The sequence below is a fragment of the Paenibacillus sp. FSL R7-0272 genome, from assembly GCF_037969905.1.
GTDB classification, from domain to species: domain Bacteria; phylum Bacillota; class Bacilli; order Paenibacillales; family Paenibacillaceae; genus Paenibacillus; species Paenibacillus polysaccharolyticus.
In genome coordinates this window covers 5,909,304-5,928,734 of record NZ_CP150221.1, presented here as the reverse complement: position 1 = coordinate 5,928,734, position 19,431 = coordinate 5,909,304, and the positions used below count along the sequence as shown (strand labels likewise).

Below are 19,431 nucleotides of genomic sequence, written 5' to 3'. Positions count from 1 at the left end.
TACCTGCTATTATAGCGGAACCGCAAGTACGGTATGCAATAATTCATTATGACGGACATGTTTGGTCTCGTAGCCCAGGTGAGTCAGACGGCAGTGTAATTCGTCCAGCAATGGGAAATGGCGCTCGTGCAAAGCGCGTTGTTGTTCCTTGTCGCCTGTGACCTTGGCATGTCGTAGGTAAGCGTCACGATGGGCAGAGTCCGTAAACATCAGGTCGGTGAGGCAGATTCTGCTCGTGCCGCAGGCTTTGAGCACACGCTGGATTTCTTCCAAAGCGAGCTGTTGCTGATCCGGGCCCAGATGATGGAAGGCGAAGCTGGATACAACAAAGTCGAAGGATTGCTCGGCAAAAGGCAAGGCCAGAAAATTACCAAGCTTCACCTGCATCTGAGGATACTTGAGGCGGCATGTTCGCAGCATTTCCCGTGATTGATCGATCCCGGTCATGACAGCACCCTGACGCAGCATTCTGCCAGCCAAATTGCCTGTCCCAGTGCCAATGTCCAAGCCAGTTTCTCCAGGCTGAGGAGCAATAGACTGCAAGGTCTGTTCTAATGCTTCGTCGTAATTACGGTATAGGTTAAATGGTTTGTCTGCTGTTATTTGTACGTGGCCTGAGGACGCAGTCGTGGATAGGGTTGAATCTGCTTGTGGAGTGTAATCCTCTGTATCTGTCATAGTTTGAACCCGCTGATCATGGAGGGCCGCTTGCTGATCATAATTCCAGCGGTCATGCCAGTTCTGTCTTGCTTCCCGCAGACGGCGTGCACTGCCAGCCAGATCATGCAAATGGCTGACATCCAGTGAACCGTCCTGACGGTTCAGGTCGATCATACGCTGGGTCGTATCCATCATTCGCTTCAGCTCTATCCACTGGGCATACATGACTGCTTGTTGCAGTTCCAAATATTCCTCTAACCCCTGCTGGTTACCTTGATCTATCTCGGCAAGAGCTTGAGTAATGTCCTGCAAAGACATGCCAATCTCGCGCAACGCTGCTATTGTCTGCAGACGCCATATATCATTCTCCGTATAAGTGCGGTATCCATTGCCGGACTGCTTGGCAGGCTGAATTAACCCTTTTTCCTCATAAAAACGAATGGCTCTTGCGGAAATCCCCAGCCGGGATGCGGCTTCTTTGATATTCAATCGGATGTACCTCCTTACCTTATTGAACCGTATCTATAATTGTTACCATGGAATCAGTATAAAGTATGACGTTACGGCAAGGTGAAGTGTTTTTTGCAATACACTGGCATCGCATCTTCTAATCTGTGGTTCTGGTGTGTACCATTTGTGAGCATTAGATACGTTTTATTTGTGCTCTAATCTTTCATGATTTGGTCAAACGAAGGTGGAATTTTAGTCCTCCCGGCGGCTATGCTACAATAGATAACAGAATAAAGAACATGATAAAGATAGCGTAATCAAGCTAGGAAAAAGATATTTAAATGAAGCGAATCAAAAAATTGAATGAAGATATCGAAAGGTTGAATCAGCATGTTCACCAGTCATACGTATCAAATCCGTGCTTCTGAGATGAAGGATGCAAACCAGCTAATGGAGCTGGATATGCTGGTCTGGAATGCATCCACCTCGCCTGCACCGATGCAATGGAGATCCAGACAGCAGTATTTGCAATATTGTCCTCCTGGCAGTCAGCTCATTGCGGTACAAGAGGATCAGGTATGCGGATACGTGGGCTTCCATCCCCCTACGGGGATGCCAGTGAATCGGCATGTCTATGAAATCCATATTGCTGTTCATCCGGATTTTCGCCGCTCTGGTGTGGCAACAGCTCTAATGAAAGCGATGAAGCAACACGCGCTGGAGCAGGGCATTCGTAAACTCAGACTGCGTGTATTATCGAGCAATCCGGGAGCGGTTGCCTTCTATGAGCAATGTGGGTTTATAACCGAAGGCAGGCTTGTATCTGAGTTCCGAATCGGTGGCAGGGATGTAGACGACATTTTAATGGCTTATTTTATTGATGCCTAAACGGTTAGACGGATGTGTAGGGGAAGAAACTTTGCTTAGGGAGGAATACACAATGGATATGGGACTTCGCGGTAAAAAAGCACTCGTGCTGGCCTCCAGTCGAGGCCTGGGCAAAGCAGTTGCGGCACAGCTGGCACTGGAAGGTGCGGATGTGATGTTGGCCAGCCGAAGCGGGGACAAGCTCGCTATCGTCAAAGAAGAGTTGCTTGCACTTGGCGGCGGAGGACGTGTCGAATATGTCGCAACGGATGTAACACGCAAGGAGGACATCGCGGCACTTATTCAGGCTACAGCAGAACAGTTTGGCCAGATCGACATTCTGGTTAACAATTCTGGCGGCCCGCCCTCCGGTACGTTCGAGTCACTGACCGACGAGGACTGGGAGCGTGCGTTTGAGCTAAACATGCTTAGTTATGTCCGGCTGATTCGGGGTGTGCTTCCGTATATGAAGGCAAACGGAGGACATATCGTCAACATTGCCTCCACATCGGTGAAGCAACCCATTCCGGGTCTGATTCTATCCAATACGTTCCGTACGGGTGTGTTTGGTCTTGCCAAGACGCTCTCTCAGGAGCTTGCACCTTACGGCATACTGATTAATACCGTAGCCCCTGGACGCATCGCAACAGATCGGATTCGTGAGTTGGATACGGCGAGGGCAGAACAGAATGGAGTCAGTGAAGACGAGATTGCCGAGCAGTTCCGTAAAGAGATTCCGCTGGGGCGTTATGGACAGCCGGAGGAATTCGCCAAAGCTGTCGTATTTCTGTTGTCTGGTGCCAACTCCTACATTACCGGAACATCATTAATTGTGGATGGTGGCATGGTGCGCGCGCTCTAAAGGACGATGTACCTGATAAACGTTAAAGCCCCTCCTTCACCGCTGCTGACAGCGTGGGAAGGAGGGGCTTGGCATGGAAATCATCCTGTAGGATGCAGAGACAGGTGAGATTCCACGTACGATTTGCTTGCTAACGGTTGGTTATGCAGGATCTTTACTAAGATCAGAAGTGCTCGTACCTGCCTGATCTGTCGTGCCTGCTTTGTCTGTTTTGTCGTTCTCTGGCAAAGGTTTAACTGGGGTGCCAGACTCGTCTTTCAAACGAGAGCCATGGTGATGCTCGGGCTGAACGGATGGGCGTTTGCCATTAACAAGGTCTGTGATGCGCTGGGTTAGATCGGCAACCCGTTCATCATACTGAGCCTGTGTAATTTTCCCGTCTTTCAACTCTTGCTGCAGATCGGCCGTTCTATCGGTTGCAAGCTGCTGAATAAGGGTTTGCACGTTTACCTTCTGGGCAGAGGCAATGGCTGCGAGGGTATCCCCTTTTTTGAGTGATGAAGTTAATTCATTGGTGGTCACTCCGAGTAAAGACGCGAGCTTGTCCAGGTTGCGATCGACTTCAGGGCCAAACCCCCGTCCAGGCAAATCCATTCCAAGCGCAGGAAGTTGTGGTTTCTTCTCACGTAATGCGGATGGTTTTTCTTTTACCAGTTCACTCGCGCGTTCCGTAAGAGCGGCCAAACGTTCATTATATTGGGTTTGTGTAATCTTGGAGTCGGTAAGCTGTTGTTGCAGTTCCTTTTTCTCCGTGGCTACCAGTTTATCAATGAGCGTCTGTGTCTCAACCTTTTTTGAGGCAGCAATTTCAGCAAGGGACTTGTCTGCTTTAATGGCTTCTTTCAACTCATCTTTGGTGATGCCCAGCACAGAGAGAACTTCTTCAGCATGAGGTCCGAACCAAGGTCCAAGTCCTCGTTCCGCTTCGCCAGGTGGTTTCAATATATGGGACCCCATCGGGGCAGTGCGTTTGTTTTGGAGTGCATCGGATGCTTTCGCTGCAGGGTCTGCATGAACCGCAGTTGTTGCCACCAAGCCCCCGCCAAGTGCAAGTGTTAAAGCTAAAGCGCTGGTTACTTTGACTGCCTTTGATGTTGTGGTTTTCTTCATCCGTGATCATCCTTCTTCCTTTGAATAGAGTTTGTGGTTATATAGCCACAACGCTATCTTAGGCACCGAGCATGAAGCAGAGATGAGTTCAACCTTAAGGGGAAGTAAAAAATGGTGTCACAACCACAAATACCCCTCATCTATGGGACATGTGCCGTCACAGACAAAGGGCAAGCGGATTAGGGTGATGTATGATGATAAGGTATTTCAGTGTAATGAAGTGTATTTTGATTTACGTAGATACTTCGGTTAGTTGTGATGTAGTTTTGTTTATGAAAATGTTATATCCGTCCGTTTCATGTCCATTATGTAAGGCTGTGTTATCGCAAAAGTTCCCATTCATGCTGTAACATGCCGTATACCGCATGATTGACGTATCCTTTAGGCAGCTTTTCCGCCTGGCGAATGACACCTTCAAGCACGAAGCCAAGTCGTTCCGGAATAGCACGGCTACGTTTGTTGTTGGTGGCACAGCGAATTTCGACCCGATTCAGATCCAGTGTCACGAGGGCGTAATCCACCAAGACACGGCAGGCACTGGTCATTAGGCCTTGTCCTTCGAAACCTTTACCAAGCCAGTATCCGATGCTTACGGAACGGCTTGTCCAGTTAATCTCGTGGAAACCGATGATACCTGCAAGTTCTCCTTTTAACCAGATGCCGGCTGTGAAGCCGCCGTTCTCCGCAGCTTGTTTTAACGCGTTCGTAATAAAGCTCGATGTATGTTCAATGTCGGTCACCTGATCTACCCAAGGCAGCCAATGTCTCAGTTGATCTCTGGAACGGTCCGTCAGTTCGAACAGCGGTTTGGTGTGCTCCATCAAAAGCGGGCGAAGCTCTGTATATTCATCCAATGAATAGGTAAACATGATTGCAACCTTCTTTCTTTATATAATAGGTAGATTAGCGGGGAGGCCGGGGCAATTTGCGCTCCAGAGCAAACAGATCTTCTTCCATGGAGGCCATGCGCTGGTTTACCGTCGTGCGTGCGTCACTGAGTGCCTGATTATATATGTAGGGAGCAAGCTGTGTCATAAACAGGTCGAGGACGCCCCATGCTGCCAGATCGCCCAATTCTTCGCCGCGTTCCTCTTCAAAATACGACTGGATCGTGCGAATGGCTTCATCCTGCTGTTCTTTGGTCAGTTTTAGCGCGTTCACTTGGGAAACCCTCCCTTAAATTTAGTTTTACTCATATGCTACATGATTCGTGCGAACTCGTCAAAATGGTATTGGGCCTAACTTGAATCGGGTAGCGTGTGCGTTTGATCCCGATTTTCATGTTGTTATTTATTGAACTCCTTCCCCGTTAAAGGTATATTTAAATGAAACGCGTACGAAACTTTCCATGAAAGAAGATATTTTCAGGAAATGGTTTCGTCATTAAGGAATTTTACCCGGAATTGCTGTACTATTGTACTTTTTGCAAGCTCCAATCCATTCATGAAAGGTTTGATAACTGTGGACAACCGATTCACAACCCCACCTAACTTTATTAAAAATATCATTACTGAAGACCTCCGGTCGGGCAAAGTCCAGGAAGTTATTACCCGTTTTCCACCGGAACCGAACGGTTATCTGCATATTGGTCACGCGAAGGCGATCTGGATCAACTTTACGCTGGGCGGCGAGTTCGGCGGCAAGACAAACCTGCGCTTTGATGACACGAACCCGGTGAAGGAAGACGTGGAGTACGTGAACTCCATCCAGGAAGACGTGAAATGGCTCGGATACGAGTGGAACGAGAAACGTTTTGCCTCGGATTATTTCGATGAGATGTACAACCGTGCGGTCTTGCTTATTCAAAAAGGTAAAGCCTATGTCGACGACCAAAGCGCCGACGAAATCCGTCAAATGCGCGGAACGCTGACCGAGCCGGGCAAAAACAGCCCATACCGCGAGCGTTCGGTGGAAGAGAATCTCGACCTGTTCACACGTATGCGTGCAGGCGAATTCAAGAACGGAGAAAAGGTACTTCGTGCCAAGATTGACATGGCTTCGCCTAACATCAACCTGCGTGATCCGGTCATCTACCGTATCTCTCATGCACATCACCATAACACGGGCGACAAATGGTGCATCTACCCGATGTACGCATTCGCACACCCGCTCGAAGATGCCATTGAAGGTGTAACTCACTCTTTATGTTCCCTGGAGTTTGAAGATCAGCGTCCATTCTATGATTGGGTTATCGCGGAATGTGAGATGGAGAGTCAGCCACGTCAATACGAGTTTGGCCGCCTGAACTTGTCACAGATGGTAACGAGCAAACGTAAGCTGAAGTTGCTTGTGGACGAAGGCCATGTGGATGGCTGGGACGATCCGCGTATGCCAACGATCTCGGGTCTGCGTCGCCGGGGGTACACACCGGAAGCGATTCGTGATTTTGTATTCGAAACAGGCATTTCCAAAAGCCAAGGCGTGATCGATCTGCAAACGCTGGAGCACTTTGTTCGTGAGGATCTGAAACTGAAAGCTCCGCGCACCATGGCTGTGCTGCACCCGCTCAAAGTGGTTATCACCAACTATCCTGAGGGACAAGTGGAGTGGCTGGAAGCCGAGAATAACGTGGAAAACCCGGAGATGGGCAACCGCCAAATTCCGTTTTCCCGCGAGATTTATATCGAGCAAGACGACTTTATGGAAAATCCGCCGAACAAATACTTCCGTTTGTTCCCTGGCAATGAAGTTCGTCTGAAACATGCCTACTTCATTAAATGTAATGACGTGATCAAGGATGCGGATGGTAATGTCGTTGAGATTCATTGCACTTATGATGTAGAAACGAAGAGCGGCAGCGGCTTTACGGGCCGCAAAGTCAAAGGCACGATTCACTGGGTAGAGGCAACTCAAGCGGTACCCGCAGAATTCCGTTTGTACGAGCCGTTGATTTCGGCAGAAGCACCGGAAGCAGAAGCGGAGGCCGAGGTGGTTGCCGCTGTAGCAGGGGCTGAGATTGAGGCCGATGTAACTGGAGCAGAGACTGCCGAGCAACCGGAAAAAACGTTCCTGGATCAGCTGAACCCGAACTCTCTGGAGATCGTTCACGGCTTCGTGGAGCAAGAGATGAAAGAAGCGAAATCACAGGACAAGTTCCAATTTTTCCGTCATGGCTACTTCAGTGTTGATCCAAAGCACTCCGAGCCAGGCCGTCCCGTATTCAACCGGGTTGTATCGCTGAAAAGCTCATTCCAATTGCCGAAGGCATAAGGTATAAAGTAGATACAAGAGGATATGGGATGAGGTAGACGTACAAGAGCGTGAGATAGACAAACAAGTGAGTGGGATAGACGGAAACAGTAGCACAGACGCACAACAGCATGAGATAGACGTACAACAGTAGCATGGGACAGAGCTGGTGGGTAACCCAACTGTAGCCGTGAGGTTAATTCATCCACCGAATGCTTGAAGGGTTAGGGTTAGAGTTAGAGCACCAAGTTTCGAGAGTAACAAGCTGCACAAGCATTAAAAGGGGCGCTCCTTCATCCTTAAGATGACGGGACGCCCTTTTTGTGTTTTTCGATATAGAGGGGATGTCCTCTTTTATAGTATGCAAATTACTCTAACGATCACAGCGGTTCAACCCCTTAATATTGGACACTAGCTAGCTTTTTCTCAGATTGACGCATCATAACGCAATGGATTTGGGTTCTATGGTTCCTTCGTTGACCAGGCGCAGGTAATCTGTCGGCGACCAGTCGTGTAGACTGCCGTGAATACGGTCTTTGTTGTAATAACGGATGTATCGATCTACCTCGGAAAAGGCTTCTTCGTAGCTTTCGAAACAATGTCGCTGGTAACACTCACGTTCCAGAACACTATGAAACGATTCAATAAAAGCATTTTTATTCGGTGTTCGAACGGGTGTCCGCTCATGCTCTAAACCTGCTTCTTCACAGAAGTTATAAAACGCTTTGCTTATAAACTGAGGGCCGTTATCGGTACGAATCACGAGCTTTGGCTCGGTTTTAGGGATACGTCGTGTTACCATAGCCTGCCGGAGCGTATTCAAGATGCTCTGCGTGTCGCAGGCTTTACCTCGATGGTGAGCGACGATTCGGCGATCAAAAACATCAATAATACTTGCGAGGAAAAAGTGCCGGCGTTTCCCTGCAACATAACCGTACTTGATATCCATCTGCCACAATTGGTTAGGCCCATCTACCGTTCGGTTATTAGCTACTTTTCTCGGTACAGTATGCGTTCGTTCGCGCTGAGGGAGAAGGATACAGAGAGACTTACAGAGCCGATATACCTTCTTTTTGTTAATCACCAAGTTGTATTTCCGGCGCAACAACACGGTTAGTTTTCGGTAGCCAAACGCCGCATCCGGCCCTTGGATCAAACGACGAAGAAACCCGAAAATCCGAGTGTCCGAGATACGCTTCCCCTGCTGGTTGTAAGAGTATCCAGGGATTTTTCGTCCGCTACTTATGGGTTGCTGGCGTTCAGGGTGTTTCAAGTGATAATAGTATGTTGAGCGAGGGACATCGCAGATCCGAAGCACCGTACGGACAGGATATCCTCGCTCAATCCAACCTATCGCGGTTTGTAGTCGGGGTACTTTTTTTTAACGAGATCCTTGAGAATCTGGTTCTCTAATTCTTTTGCGCCGAGAAGTTTCAAAGCTTCATCGTATTTCTCTTGTAATTCTTGATAGTTGGCTGCATCTTGCTGTATTTGTTGCGTTTCTTTTTGTTTTTTAGCCACCAGTTCCCCCACCTCATCTTCATATTGACGAACCCAAGTCGTCAGCGTTTTAGGAGACATGCCGTACTTTCGTGCCACGACCTCTGTCCGGAGGCCAGAAAGCACCTCTACGACATACTCCTTTTTCGCCTCAACCGGGCATCTAAATCGTCTTTTCATGAACACTCTCCTCATTTCATTTAGTGTATCTGAGGTGGCTTCGAGTGTCCAATTGGATTAGGGGGCTTTAAAGACAGGGAACGCTATTTCCCCGTTTTTCGGCATTTCTGAATTCTAACGATCTGTACGGAGCTTATTTCCTGAAAATGTAGTCTTTTCACCCTGTTTTCCCCGGTTTGAATGGAAATAAGGCTTCTGGTGATCGTTAGAATATGAAATGACTAAAAATTGCACAGATAAGCTTCGTGGTGATCGTTAGCGGTTAGCCGCGAGAGTTACCACTAATTTTTCACAGGACTGTTCCATTGTCTGCAGGAATCATTACGCAAAAACTGAAGCTTCATTTGTTCAATGACTTCTCAGCTATTCCTCAACTACATCTTCCATCTACTTACCTCATTTACTTACCTTATTCAATTACTTCATCTACTGAACTCATCTAGCTCGTACTGCGAATTTCCCAGCACGCAGTGCTCTGCTTCATGCGAGGGTGGTCAGCCACATCCCCACCTACTTGTCTTCATCCATATTGCCCATCTCGGTCAGCACCGTTGGCTGGTATCCATTACGACGGTTCCACAGCCACATGATGGCAAAGCCAGCAGCGCCGATGAGTGAAAAGAAGACACCGATGTTGTACATTACCTCTGCACCGAAGCTCTGGAATAGCCAACCGCCAAACAGCCCGGCAATAACGCCGGAGAGACCACCCCAAGCCATCGTATACACCGCTTGCCCGGAGGAGCGATAAGGCCGCGGAATAAACAGCATCGTCAGTTGTGTACCCACATAGAAATAACCGCCAAAGGTGACCGAGTGCATGAGCTGAATAAAGACAACCTCCATCGGGTTGTTAGCCAGCGCCATGAGCTGCCAGCGAAGAGCAAACAACAGGCTGACCAGAATCAGAGAGCCCAGTAGTATGCTCATTTTGCGTTTCAGTAGCCGATCCAGCAACAGGAACACACCCACTTCGAGAATAGAGGATGTGAAGATGGCCCAGCCAACCATCTGTTTGTCGCCGCCCATCTCTACAATATAAAGCGACATAAATGTACTGTTCATGGCATTGGGTACCGAAACGAGCACCCCAAGACCGATAAAGATCATAAAATACGGGTTAAACATCACTTTGCCGAATCGCCGGAACGTCACAATCGGGGTATCAGAAGCAATGGGCTGCCTTGGCAGAAGTACAGAGAGTATAAACGCTACAGCAATCATACATGCAAAAATAATGGACACACTGCTCACGCCAAAGCGGTCAATAACCGGCCCGGCAGCAACTGCAGTCAGCGCCCAACCTAGAGAGCCCCAGAGCCGAAAGGATCCGAACTTCTGACCTGTACCGTCGATATAACCGAGAATCAGGCTGTTGGTTTGAGCGAATAAGGGACTTTGGAAAAAATAAAAGAAAATCATGGCTACATAGATCCAGGCATACGAGGGCGCATAAAATACCCCCTGTGCAAGCACAAAGGTGCCTCCCATCATCATCATTAGCACAATGCGGATATTGCGAGACTTATCGCTCCAGAACCCCCAGAACGGATTGGCAAACAGAGAAACAAAAGGACCGATGGCCATGAGGCTGCCGATCTCCAGTTTGGTCATACCGATCTCTTGAAGATAGAGCTGCAGGAATCCGGCAAAGATTGAAATGGCTCCGTAGATGAAAAAGTTATATAGTTTCAGAGAGGTCAGCGAGGAAGTGCCTCTCACAGGTGCAGATCTGTCCAATTGAGCCATTCCTTTCCGAATCGAATCATATTGTTCAATGTATCATTTGTTGAAAGGGGATTCAACGTATAGAATATATGGACTAAAAGGTATGTCCTAAAGAATGTTCTTATCCCAAAACGGATGCGGCAAAAGGTATGATATAAATGTGCACTATATAAATTAGATATAAATTTAGGGTAAGGAATGAATTTGCATCGTATCGATCGACTTCTGGCATACGATTGGAGTTTCATTAATATGTTGCACGAAGATATAACTCAGGTTCTTACGGGAAGAGGAGAGTGCTATGGACGCTGAAAAATGGACAGGCATTATATTGGCAGGTGGATTATCCAGCCGAATGGGAACGAACAAAGCACTACTCGAACTGAATGGTTCAGCCGTGTTAACTCATATAAACAATGCGATCAGACCCGCCGTATCCCGAATTGTAGTTGCAGCAGGCTCTAACGAAGCAATCTACAGCGCACTGGGGGATAAGGACTTTGAATTCGTAAAAGATGTTTACCCGGGCAAGGGGCCACTTGCGGGGCTCGACGCAGCACTCAGTGTCTCCCAGACAGAGTGGAATCTGGTTAGTGCCTGCGACATGCCGCTTCTGCAAACCTCTTTTTTCAATGGAATGAAGAGGCTCGCAGTACAATATCCAACATGCAATGCTATCGTTCCGCGAGTAGAAGGACGCATTCATCCCCTTGCAGGGGTTTACCACAGGCGTGTGCTTCCCGAGCTAGAGCAGTGCCTTATTCATGACCGGCTACGTGTCATTCGCTGGCTGGAAGAGATCGGTTGCCATTTTGCCGAAATAGACGAACTGGAGCAAGTAGGTATTGAACATGCCGCACTACAATTGAGCAATATGAATACTCCCGAAGAATTCGAGAATATACGAATTCATCTTCAGCGTTCGGAGTTTCCTTCTGGAGGTTGAGCAACGGGATTCAGGCTATTCTCTGCATGTTGATTTCGATAGAGTAGAGGGCTTTGGCCTGTCCAGCGTTTGAATTGTCTACTGAAATGAGACAAGTGGGTGTAACCAAGTTTGATGGCAATCTCCCCAAGCGAAAGATCAGGTTGCTCGATCAACACCTTGGCCTCTTGCAGTTTCAGGCTGGACAGGTAGGCCCGCGGAGAATGACCAAATACTTTGCGAAAAACCTGTAAACCATATCCCGGACTAATGCCAAACGACGAAATGATCTGCTCGACTTTGACCGAAGATACATTGTCGTCCCGTGATCGTAACTGGGCATGGAAAGCCTGCTTGATCGCTTCAGCGATCGCTCCTGCGTAATGCATGGCGGTCGGAGCAGGGGCATGAGCAGCATCCACCGAGATCGTGGATTCGGGTGTATTCTCTGCTGCTTGAGATAACAGCGCAAACAGTTCGAACATCCGTGCTTGCATGAGTAATTTGTCTGTGGACGAATAAGCCTCGGCTGTATTAATCATGCTCATCCAGCTTTCAAGCACGGCTTTTATTTTCATATTATCTCCCGTACCGGCGGCATAGATTCTGCTACGCTGGGACATGAGTTTTAAGGTGAATACCGGATCATCTACGTTAAAATGTGCGCTAAAATAGGTCATACCCTCCGCAGAAATACATGTATTGGTATGTTTGAATCCGGGCGGAATGAGCAGAATAGAGCCCTCATCTACCGTATACGTGTAGCCATGAATCACACTCTCCTGCGTTCCCTGAATGATCAGAATGATCTCAAAGCCCGGATGTGTCTCCTCAGGCATAGCCCACCTATATGGAACTTGCTGGCTATGAGCGCCATAAAATTTGATGTTACAATCGATAATTGGAAGCCAGTGAGCCAGCGTATGGTATGGCATCTCTCGAAGCTGCGAACGGATATCCATGACATTCACCTCGGAAAAGGGTAAAAAATACTCGCCTTGTGCCATCGGCACTATGCATGTACTTCATTATAATCAGTTTAACGCGGACATCCTAATATATCGGGATATGCAAGCGTATCAACAGATATTAAACAACGAATAAAACGATACTAGCATTAATGTAAACGCTACCATTAGAAGCGGGAACATGTCAACTTACCTTATGCACTCAAAGGAGACTATTTCATGGACAAATTATTATACGGCGTAGCCTATTATGATGAATATATGCCATATGAAAGACTGGACAAGGACATTCAGATGATGAAGGATGCTGGGATCAATGTCGTACGCATCGCCGAATCAACGTGGAGTACCCATGAACCCCAAAACGGTGTGTTTGATTTCACTTCCGTCGATCGGGTGCTGGATGCGATGCATGCGGCCGGAATTCATGTCATCGTAGGCACACCAACGTATGCTGTTCCGACGTGGATGGTGAAGGAGCACCCGGACGTGCTGGCAACAACCGCACAGGGACCTGGAAAATATGGAGCAAGACAGATTATGGATATCACGCATCCGACGTATCTGTTTTATGCAGAGCGCATCATTCGTAAGCTGATCTCACGCGTGAGTAAACATCCCGCTGTCATTGGATATCAGACAGATAATGAAACGAAGCACTACAACACAGCTGGAGACAACGTGCAGTTACAGTTTGTTAAATATATGCGCAACAAGTTCAGCTCGCTGGACGAGCTAAACAAGGAGTTTGGACTGGATTACTGGAGTAATCGGATCAACAGTTGGGAGGACTTCCCTTCCGTTATGGGTACGATTAACGGTAGCCTGGGAGCTGAGTTTGCCAAGTTCCAGCGGCAATTGGTCACGGATTTCTTGGCGTGGCAAGTTGGGATTGTTAATGAGTACAAACAGGAAGGCCAGTTTGTTACCCAGAACTTTGACTTTGAATGGCGCGGGTATTCCTACGGCATTCAGGGGGATGTGGATCATTTTGCAGCATCCCGACCTTTTGACATCACCAGTGTAGATATCTATCATCCTTCCCAAGACGAGTTAACCGGCATTGAGATTTCGTTCGGAGGAGATGTGGCGCGTTCCACCAAACAATCCAACTACCTTGTTCTGGAGACCGAAGCACAGGCCTTCTGGCATTGGGTTCCTTATCCGGGCCAACTGCGATTACAGGCATTCAGTCATCTGGCTTCTGGGGCTAACATGGTTGCCTACTGGCATTGGCACTCGCTGCACAATTCGTTTGAGACCTACTGGAAAGGCCTGCTAAGCCATGATTTCGAACCGAATCCGGTGTATAACGAAGCGCAGACAATTGGCCGCGATTTTGCTCGCCTGAGTCCTAAGCTGGTGAATCTGAAGAAAACAAATCGGGTGGCTGTACTGTTCAGTAACGAGGCGTTAACCTCCATCAAGTGGTTTGGCTTTAACTTTACCAGTGACAAGAACTACAACGACGTTGTGCGCTGGATGTACGATGAGCTGTATAAAATGAACATTGGCTGCGATCTTATCGATCCTTCCGTGGAGAGTTATGCAGATTATGATGTGCTTGTGGTGCCTGCTCTGTATGCGGCTTCGGATGCGTTGCTGGAAAAATTAAACCAATTTGTACAGGACGGCGGACATATCGTGTACTCGTTCAAGAGCGGTTTTGCCAATGAACACATCAAAGTTCGTTCTTCACGTCAGCCCGGACTGATCAGTGAAGCATGTGGCATTAGCTACAACTTGTTTGTTGAACCGAAGCATGTTGGGCTACGCGATGATCCATTTGGCGTAGGTGAGGAGCATAATCAGGTACACACCTGGATGGAGCTGATTACGCCGACGACTGCGGAGGTGCTCGCTTGGTACGATCATCCACATTGGGGAGAGTATGCGGCGATCACGCAAAATAACTACGGTAAAGGCAAAGCAACATATGTTGGCTGTTATACGAGCGCTGCCGTCATTCGCAAGGTGCTGGAACGTGTGATGAAGGACGCGGGTGTATGGGGAGCGGATCAGGAGCTTGCTTTTCCACTCATTGTGAAGACAGGGGTGAACGATCAGGGGCATACCATCCGCTACTATTTCAACTATTCGGATGAGCCGGTTTCCTTCAAGAATCCGTATAGCGAAGGGACAGAGCTATTATCAGGAGATTCGATTGCCGCTGGGCAGGAGATCAAGCTGGAACGATGGGGCGTACGCATTATCGAACAGAACTAGGGAATAATAGTGCAGATTTTAAGTTCCCAAGGAAAATAGAAGATTTTAAATTGTTCTTTTACACTTTAACGGAGAGGACAGAAAAAACCTGAAAAAGCGAAGCGTTCGCCTTTATCACCGGATTTTCCCTTTTGGAAAAAGGAATCAAAAAAATCTGGGGATAACAGCGATTGAAAGGTTATTCTGTCATCGGAGTGGCCTGTGTAAAATCTTGGTTCAACATTTACTTCATATTTTCCGAAAAAAATAACAAGACCATGGCGCCCTCGGCTTTGATGCCGGGGCGTTTGTCTTATTTTAGCTCAGGAGTGGATGCGCTGTGTTTAACGAACTCTACCGTCGGCTGATAGATCCTTTCAAGCGCAGCATTCGTAATAAATTGATACTGACAATGACCCTGGTCGCTGTACTGCCAGTCATTGTGATAACTGCGGTAGCCGCGGAGAATGCGCGTTCCTCCATGGAAGCCGAGGTTATGGATACGAACCGGGTCAATATGAATTGGGCCTCTGTCTATCTGGCAGAACAGTTTACCCGCATGAATAATATCATTTATTCCATTCAGATCAGTGATGAGCTACATCAGTATTTGGCGTTGGGCCAGGAAGCGCCTGCTTCCAGCCGTTTTGACGAACAAAAGGCTGTTTTTAATATGCTGAACAGTGTGTACTATTCTGCTGGCAATTATGTGTTTGGGGTTGAACTGTACTTGAAGGAGCAGGACACCCTGTTCACCTTCAATTCTATGGAATCCCGAATTAAGACGGTTGCGGATATTCCGCAAGGGTATCATAAGCTTTTTACGGAGCATAAAGATTTTACAATTATCAATGATCCGGTAGATCCGCAAAAGTTCCATATGACCCGCAGCATGAACCGCTTTGAGGATCAGGCTCAGATCGGAGCGATCAGTCTGGAGATCAAGTGGGCCGAGTTTAACCAGACGCTTGAACTGCTCGACAGCAGGGGAGATTATAACGCCTATATCGGAGACAGTTCAGGTCATCCGGTATATCAGCCGAACTCCTCCATCCAGCCATCGGATGAAGCGTTGAAGCAGCTGAGCGAAACGAAGAATAACGCGGGTTTTATTCGTACAGCACAGGAATATATTTTCTATCACGATATTGAGTCAACAGGGCTACGGGTGATTAAAATCGTACCGGATCATGTCATTAACGAGAGTGCACTGGAAACGATGAAGTATGGGCTAGTTGTGGGCGGAGTGGCAACGGTCGTGTCTGTTGCTCTGGCGGCACTGGTCGCTTGGCGAACCTCTAAACCTATTGTCAGACTGGCGAATTCCATGAAGGGTATTCAGTTGATCAAGGATCGTAAAGTAGAGCGTAGCGGACGAGTGGATGAGATTGGCCTACTGGAGAAAAATTTGCACGGTATGGCTAGTCGAATTCGGGAGCATATCCGGGATAACTATTTGATGAATCTGGAGAAACAGACAGCCGAGCTCAAAGCACTACAATCCCAGATTCATCCCCACTTTCTGCAAAATACATTACAAATGATCGGTGGCATGGTCTATTCGCAAAAGCCGGCAGATAGCTACAAGGTGATCCGGGCATTAAGCGAGATGTTCCGCTATATTGTACGGGCACCGGACGGCCTTGTCCCTCTGCAATCCGAACTGGATCAATTGGAGCATTATATGCTGATTCAGAAGCAACGTTTTGCCACCCGGCTTGAATATAAGCTGGAAATTACGGGAGAACTCCGAGAGTGTTATATTCCGAAGTTATCCTTACAGCCTATTGTAGAAAATGCATTTTTGCACGGGCTGGAGAAAAAGCCTGGGGAGTGGAAGCTAGGCATCGAAGTGCTCTGTGATCCACAGCAGGGTAGGGTGACCATTCAAATTTGTGATAATGGCATGGGAATGGAGCCGGATCGGCTTGCAGAGATGCAATCGAAACTGGAGCGTATTACGCGGCATACCGATCGGGTATGGAATTCAGGCACGAGTATTGGACTGCTCAATGCCGCATCACGAATGGTGATGCATTTTGGGCCCGATTACGGTATGCGTATGGAAAGTAAACTTGGGCAGGGAACAAAAGTGATCGTAACGATCCCCTGCACAACAGGAGGCGAGCCCTTGTGAGTAAGGAGATCTATAGAGTGTTGCTGGTGGATGATGAGCCGTGGAATCGCGATATTTTACGTAATCTTGGTGAATGGGATGAGCTCGGCTTGGTTGTCTGCGGTGAAGCAGAGGATGGAGAACAGGCGATACAGATGGTCAAGACGTTGCAACCTCATCTTATTATTACGGACATGCGTATGCCTGGATCGGATGGTGTCGAGCTGATGCAGACGCTGAGCAGTCAGTACCCGGAGATTAAGGTTGTTGTGGTGAGCGGTTATGATGATTTTAATTATGCCAAACACGCTCTGCGGTATCGTGCAGCTGATTATCTGCTGAAACCGGTGAATCCGGATGAACTAAATGCTACGCTGGCGAAATGTAGTCATGAACTGGATAAAGCTGCTACGGCACCAGAAGTGTGGGAAGCTTATCCGGCTTCATTCGCGGGTGAATTCTCTCTGTTCCAGCAGCAAGCACGTCTGCGCTTCAACGACTTGAACCTGACGAGCCTGCGGGAATGGTTTCATCAATTAGAGCAAAAGATGGAACAAAACGAGGTTCGAAGACCTCGCCAGCTTGGACGTGCGGTTTATGAGCTGCAGAATATGCTGGACGAACTATGTGTGTCCAATGGGCTGTTCGATCGTCCGGAAGAGGGAATATTGCCTCCTGCAGCAGCGCTGGGTTCGATCCGGGCGGCTGTGGAATGGATCTCCGCTTCCTATTATCAGGCGCTGGAACAATTAATTGCCCAGCGTAAGTATAAAAACAAGCTGAACCTCGAAGAGGTAAAGCAATATATGCAGCAACACTGCATGGAGATGATTACGCTGGAGCAGCTTGCCCAGATCTTTTTTGTCAGTAAGGAATATTTGAGCAAAGCTTTCAAGAAAGAATATGACGTGAACGTGACCGATTATGTGGTTCAACTTCGGATGACCAAAGCCAAAGAGTGGGTGATGGATGATCAGATTCCATTCAAACATATCGCCGAGATGACGGGGTATGAAGATGTGTCCTACTTCTATCGGGTATTCAAAAAGCACTTTGGTGTGTCACCCGGAGAGATGCGCAAAGGCCAGCATAAGTTGCCTAACCCATTCCCCGAATGAATCATTCGGGGAATGTTGCTTGGATTAAGGTTTAAAATAATCCAATGGAAGAGTCTAATTTTGTCCAATGAAGCGCTTACATTTGGCGATATATAATGAGCCTATGAAAGACAAACCAGTCACACCGGGAGGTCATAAGAGATGAAAGTATGGAAAAGCGTTGTAAGTGCGGCACTGGTCAGCGTTCTGCTCGCAGGCTGCGGCTCGAATGCAGGCACGGATAATGAACAGAACGAAGTCAAAGCTGGCAGCACCGTAAACCTCAAAGTATTCGTTGCTCAACCAAGGCTGAAAGAACATTACGATAAATATATAGAACAGTTCAAAGCCAAGGAAAAAGCAGACAAAAACATTGAAGTGAATGTGCAACTGGAGATGCCGCCAGCAGATAATGCACCTCAGATTTTGAAAACAAGACTTGCTTCCAATGATGCACCAGACGTATTCGCTCTGCACGCGGTGAATGAGATTCCGCCTTTCAGCAAAGCTGGATATCTCGAAGACTTGTCCAATCAACCTTTTGTAGATAAGTTACTGGATTCGGTCAAACCTTCGGTAACGGATGCAAGCGGCAAAGTCGTTGCGGTTCCACTGGAAACCTTGTCATGGGGTTATCTGTACAACAAAGATATCTTTAAAGAACAAGGGCTTGAGGTTCCAACAACGTTGACAGAAATGAAAGCGGTTGTAGAGAAGCTGAAAGCAGCTGGCATTACACCGTTTGAGCTGTCTTACAAAGAAGCTTGGGTTCCGCAATTATTCCTGCCACTCACTGTAGGGGCGCTGACACAAACGGAGCACAAAGACTTCGTGGAAAAAATGAACAAGGACGAAGCTTCCTTCTCCGATATGAAAGCACTGTTTGATGTGTTTGATCTCGTTAATGCGAACGGAACGGATAAAGCGCTTGAAGTTGGAGCCGATGACGGCGCTGCCGCTTATGCTACAGGCAAAGCGGCGATGTGGATTCAAGGACCTTGGTACGCAGAAACGATTCTGAAGTCCAACCCTGACGTTAATTTTGGTGTAGCTCCAATGCCACTGAACGATAATCCGGATGATACGAAAATCAACCTGAGCACATCCACTTCACTAGCTGTATCGTCATCAAGTAAAAACAAAGAAGTCGCACTCGACTTTGTAAACTACATTCTCGATGACAAGGATTCAAGTGCATTCTATGAAGCGCTCAAGTTTAATCCGGTTGCCAAAGTGCATACGTTCAAGAGCTTCCCGTGGGTAGACGACGCCCTGAAATATGTTAATGAAGGCAAAGCTTATCAAGATCCAAAGATTCCACAAGCCGTGAAGGATGAGTCTGGTAAAGCTCTTCAAGGGTACTACTCCGGACAGTTGAATCAACAGCAGGTGATCGATGCGCTCGACAAAGCGTGGAAATCCTACAATAAAGTCAATAAATAAGAGCGGGATGCTTAACAAGTAAGCGCCTGAACGATCAACAAGGTTGAGCTGTAAGAAAGCAGTACCTGCATTTGTTGACAAAATCTCGTTCGTATCTGTATTGAGCTCGGGGTTTTGTCAACAAATTAGCG

16 protein-coding genes are annotated in these 19,431 nt (G+C 47.7%); 8 read left to right on the top strand and 8 right to left on the bottom strand.

Annotated elements, in window-relative coordinates:
* Nucleotides 1-9: 9 nt before the first annotated feature.
* Nucleotides 10-1,149, bottom strand: coding sequence for a MerR family transcriptional regulator (locus MKY23_RS26060; protein ID WP_251509324.1), 1,140 nt, complete (start codon nt 1,147-1,149; stop codon nt 10-12).
* Between the two features lie 351 nt (nt 1,150-1,500).
* On the opposite strand from MKY23_RS26060, the gene MKY23_RS26055 reads away from it, so the two are divergent.
* Both MKY23_RS26055 and MKY23_RS26050 read left to right on the top strand, forming a co-directional pair.
* Nucleotides 1,501-1,998: a GNAT family N-acetyltransferase gene (locus MKY23_RS26055; RefSeq protein WP_090924180.1), complete on the top strand. Its 498-nt coding sequence runs from the start codon at nt 1,501-1,503 to the stop codon at nt 1,996-1,998.
* A 52-nt stretch (nt 1,999-2,050) separates the two neighbouring features.
* Nucleotides 2,051-2,839 (top strand): SDR family oxidoreductase, encoded by a 789-nt coding sequence (locus MKY23_RS26050; protein WP_090924181.1) that lies wholly within the window; start codon nt 2,051-2,053, stop codon nt 2,837-2,839.
* A 141-nt stretch (nt 2,840-2,980) separates the two neighbouring features.
* On the opposite strand, the gene MKY23_RS26045 is transcribed toward MKY23_RS26050, so the two are convergent.
* The 3 genes from MKY23_RS26045 to MKY23_RS26035 all read right to left on the bottom strand — a co-directional run bounded on the left by MKY23_RS26045 (nt 2,981) and on the right by MKY23_RS26035 (nt 5,110).
* On the bottom strand, nt 2,981-3,949 hold the full coding sequence (locus MKY23_RS26045; RefSeq protein WP_339833247.1) for a LysM peptidoglycan-binding domain-containing protein: 969 nt from the start codon (nt 3,947-3,949) through the stop codon (nt 2,981-2,983).
* Nucleotides 3,950-4,269: 320 nt separating this feature from the next.
* A complete protein-coding gene (locus MKY23_RS26040) occupies nt 4,270-4,818 on the bottom strand; it encodes a GNAT family protein (RefSeq protein WP_090924183.1) in 549 nt (182 codons plus the stop codon).
* 34 nt (nt 4,819-4,852) lie between these two features.
* Nucleotides 4,853-5,110 (bottom strand): DUF2164 domain-containing protein, encoded by a 258-nt coding sequence (locus MKY23_RS26035; protein WP_090924184.1) that lies wholly within the window; start codon nt 5,108-5,110, stop codon nt 4,853-4,855.
* 282 nt (nt 5,111-5,392) lie between these two features.
* Here MKY23_RS26035 and MKY23_RS26030 point away from each other — a divergent pair, with 282 nt between their 5' ends.
* The gene (locus MKY23_RS26030) at nt 5,393-7,159 is read left to right on the top strand and encodes a glutamine--tRNA ligase/YqeY domain fusion protein (RefSeq protein WP_339833242.1); all 1,767 of its coding nucleotides are present in this window, start codon (nt 5,393-5,395) and stop codon (nt 7,157-7,159) included.
* 418 nt (nt 7,160-7,577) lie between these two features.
* Here MKY23_RS26030 and MKY23_RS26025 read toward each other — a convergent pair whose 3' ends face one another.
* The 3 genes from MKY23_RS26025 to MKY23_RS26015 all read right to left on the bottom strand — a co-directional run bounded on the left by MKY23_RS26025 (nt 7,578) and on the right by MKY23_RS26015 (nt 10,540).
* Nucleotides 7,578-8,483, bottom strand: a complete 906-nt coding sequence (locus tag MKY23_RS26025; protein WP_336122791.1) for an IS3 family transposase — start codon at nt 8,481-8,483, stop codon at nt 7,578-7,580.
* 5 nt (nt 8,484-8,488) lie between these two features.
* Complete coding sequence (locus tag MKY23_RS26020) at nt 8,489-8,818, bottom strand: transposase (protein WP_221791733.1); 330 nt, start codon at nt 8,816-8,818, stop codon at nt 8,489-8,491.
* A 510-nt stretch (nt 8,819-9,328) separates the two neighbouring features.
* Nucleotides 9,329-10,540 carry an MFS transporter gene (locus MKY23_RS26015; protein ID WP_339833239.1) on the bottom strand — a complete coding sequence of 404 codons (1,212 nt, stop codon included), beginning with the start codon at nt 10,538-10,540 and terminating at the stop codon, nt 9,329-9,331.
* Between the two features lie 307 nt (nt 10,541-10,847).
* On the opposite strand from MKY23_RS26015, the gene MKY23_RS26010 reads away from it, so the two are divergent.
* Entirely contained in the window at nt 10,848-11,492 is a 645-nt protein-coding gene (locus tag MKY23_RS26010) for a molybdenum cofactor guanylyltransferase (RefSeq protein WP_339833236.1), read from the top strand.
* Here MKY23_RS26010 and MKY23_RS26005 read toward each other — a convergent pair.
* On the bottom strand, nt 11,462-12,433 hold the full coding sequence (locus MKY23_RS26005) for an AraC family transcriptional regulator (RefSeq protein WP_154984786.1): 972 nt from the start codon (nt 12,431-12,433) through the stop codon (nt 11,462-11,464). The genes MKY23_RS26010 and MKY23_RS26005 overlap by 31 nt on opposite strands.
* Before the next feature lie 225 nt (nt 12,434-12,658).
* On the opposite strand from MKY23_RS26005, the gene MKY23_RS26000 reads away from it, so the two are divergent.
* The 4 genes from MKY23_RS26000 to MKY23_RS25985 all read left to right on the top strand — a co-directional run bounded on the left by MKY23_RS26000 (nt 12,659) and on the right by MKY23_RS25985 (nt 19,300).
* Complete coding sequence (locus MKY23_RS26000; RefSeq protein ID WP_339833231.1) at nt 12,659-14,665, top strand: beta-galactosidase; 2,007 nt, start codon at nt 12,659-12,661, stop codon at nt 14,663-14,665.
* 319 nt (nt 14,666-14,984) lie between these two features.
* Nucleotides 14,985-16,781: a sensor histidine kinase gene (locus MKY23_RS25995; protein ID WP_339833228.1), complete on the top strand. Its 1,797-nt coding sequence runs from the start codon at nt 14,985-14,987 to the stop codon at nt 16,779-16,781.
* Entirely contained in the window at nt 16,778-17,878 is a 1,101-nt protein-coding gene (locus MKY23_RS25990) for a response regulator (RefSeq protein ID WP_339833225.1), read from the top strand. Before MKY23_RS25995 ends, MKY23_RS25990 begins: the two co-directional genes overlap by 4 nt.
* A gap of 141 nt (nt 17,879-18,019) precedes the next feature.
* A complete protein-coding gene (locus tag MKY23_RS25985; RefSeq protein ID WP_090922751.1) occupies nt 18,020-19,300 on the top strand; it encodes an extracellular solute-binding protein in 1,281 nt (426 codons plus the stop codon).
* The last annotated feature ends 131 nt before the right edge of the window (nt 19,301-19,431 follow it).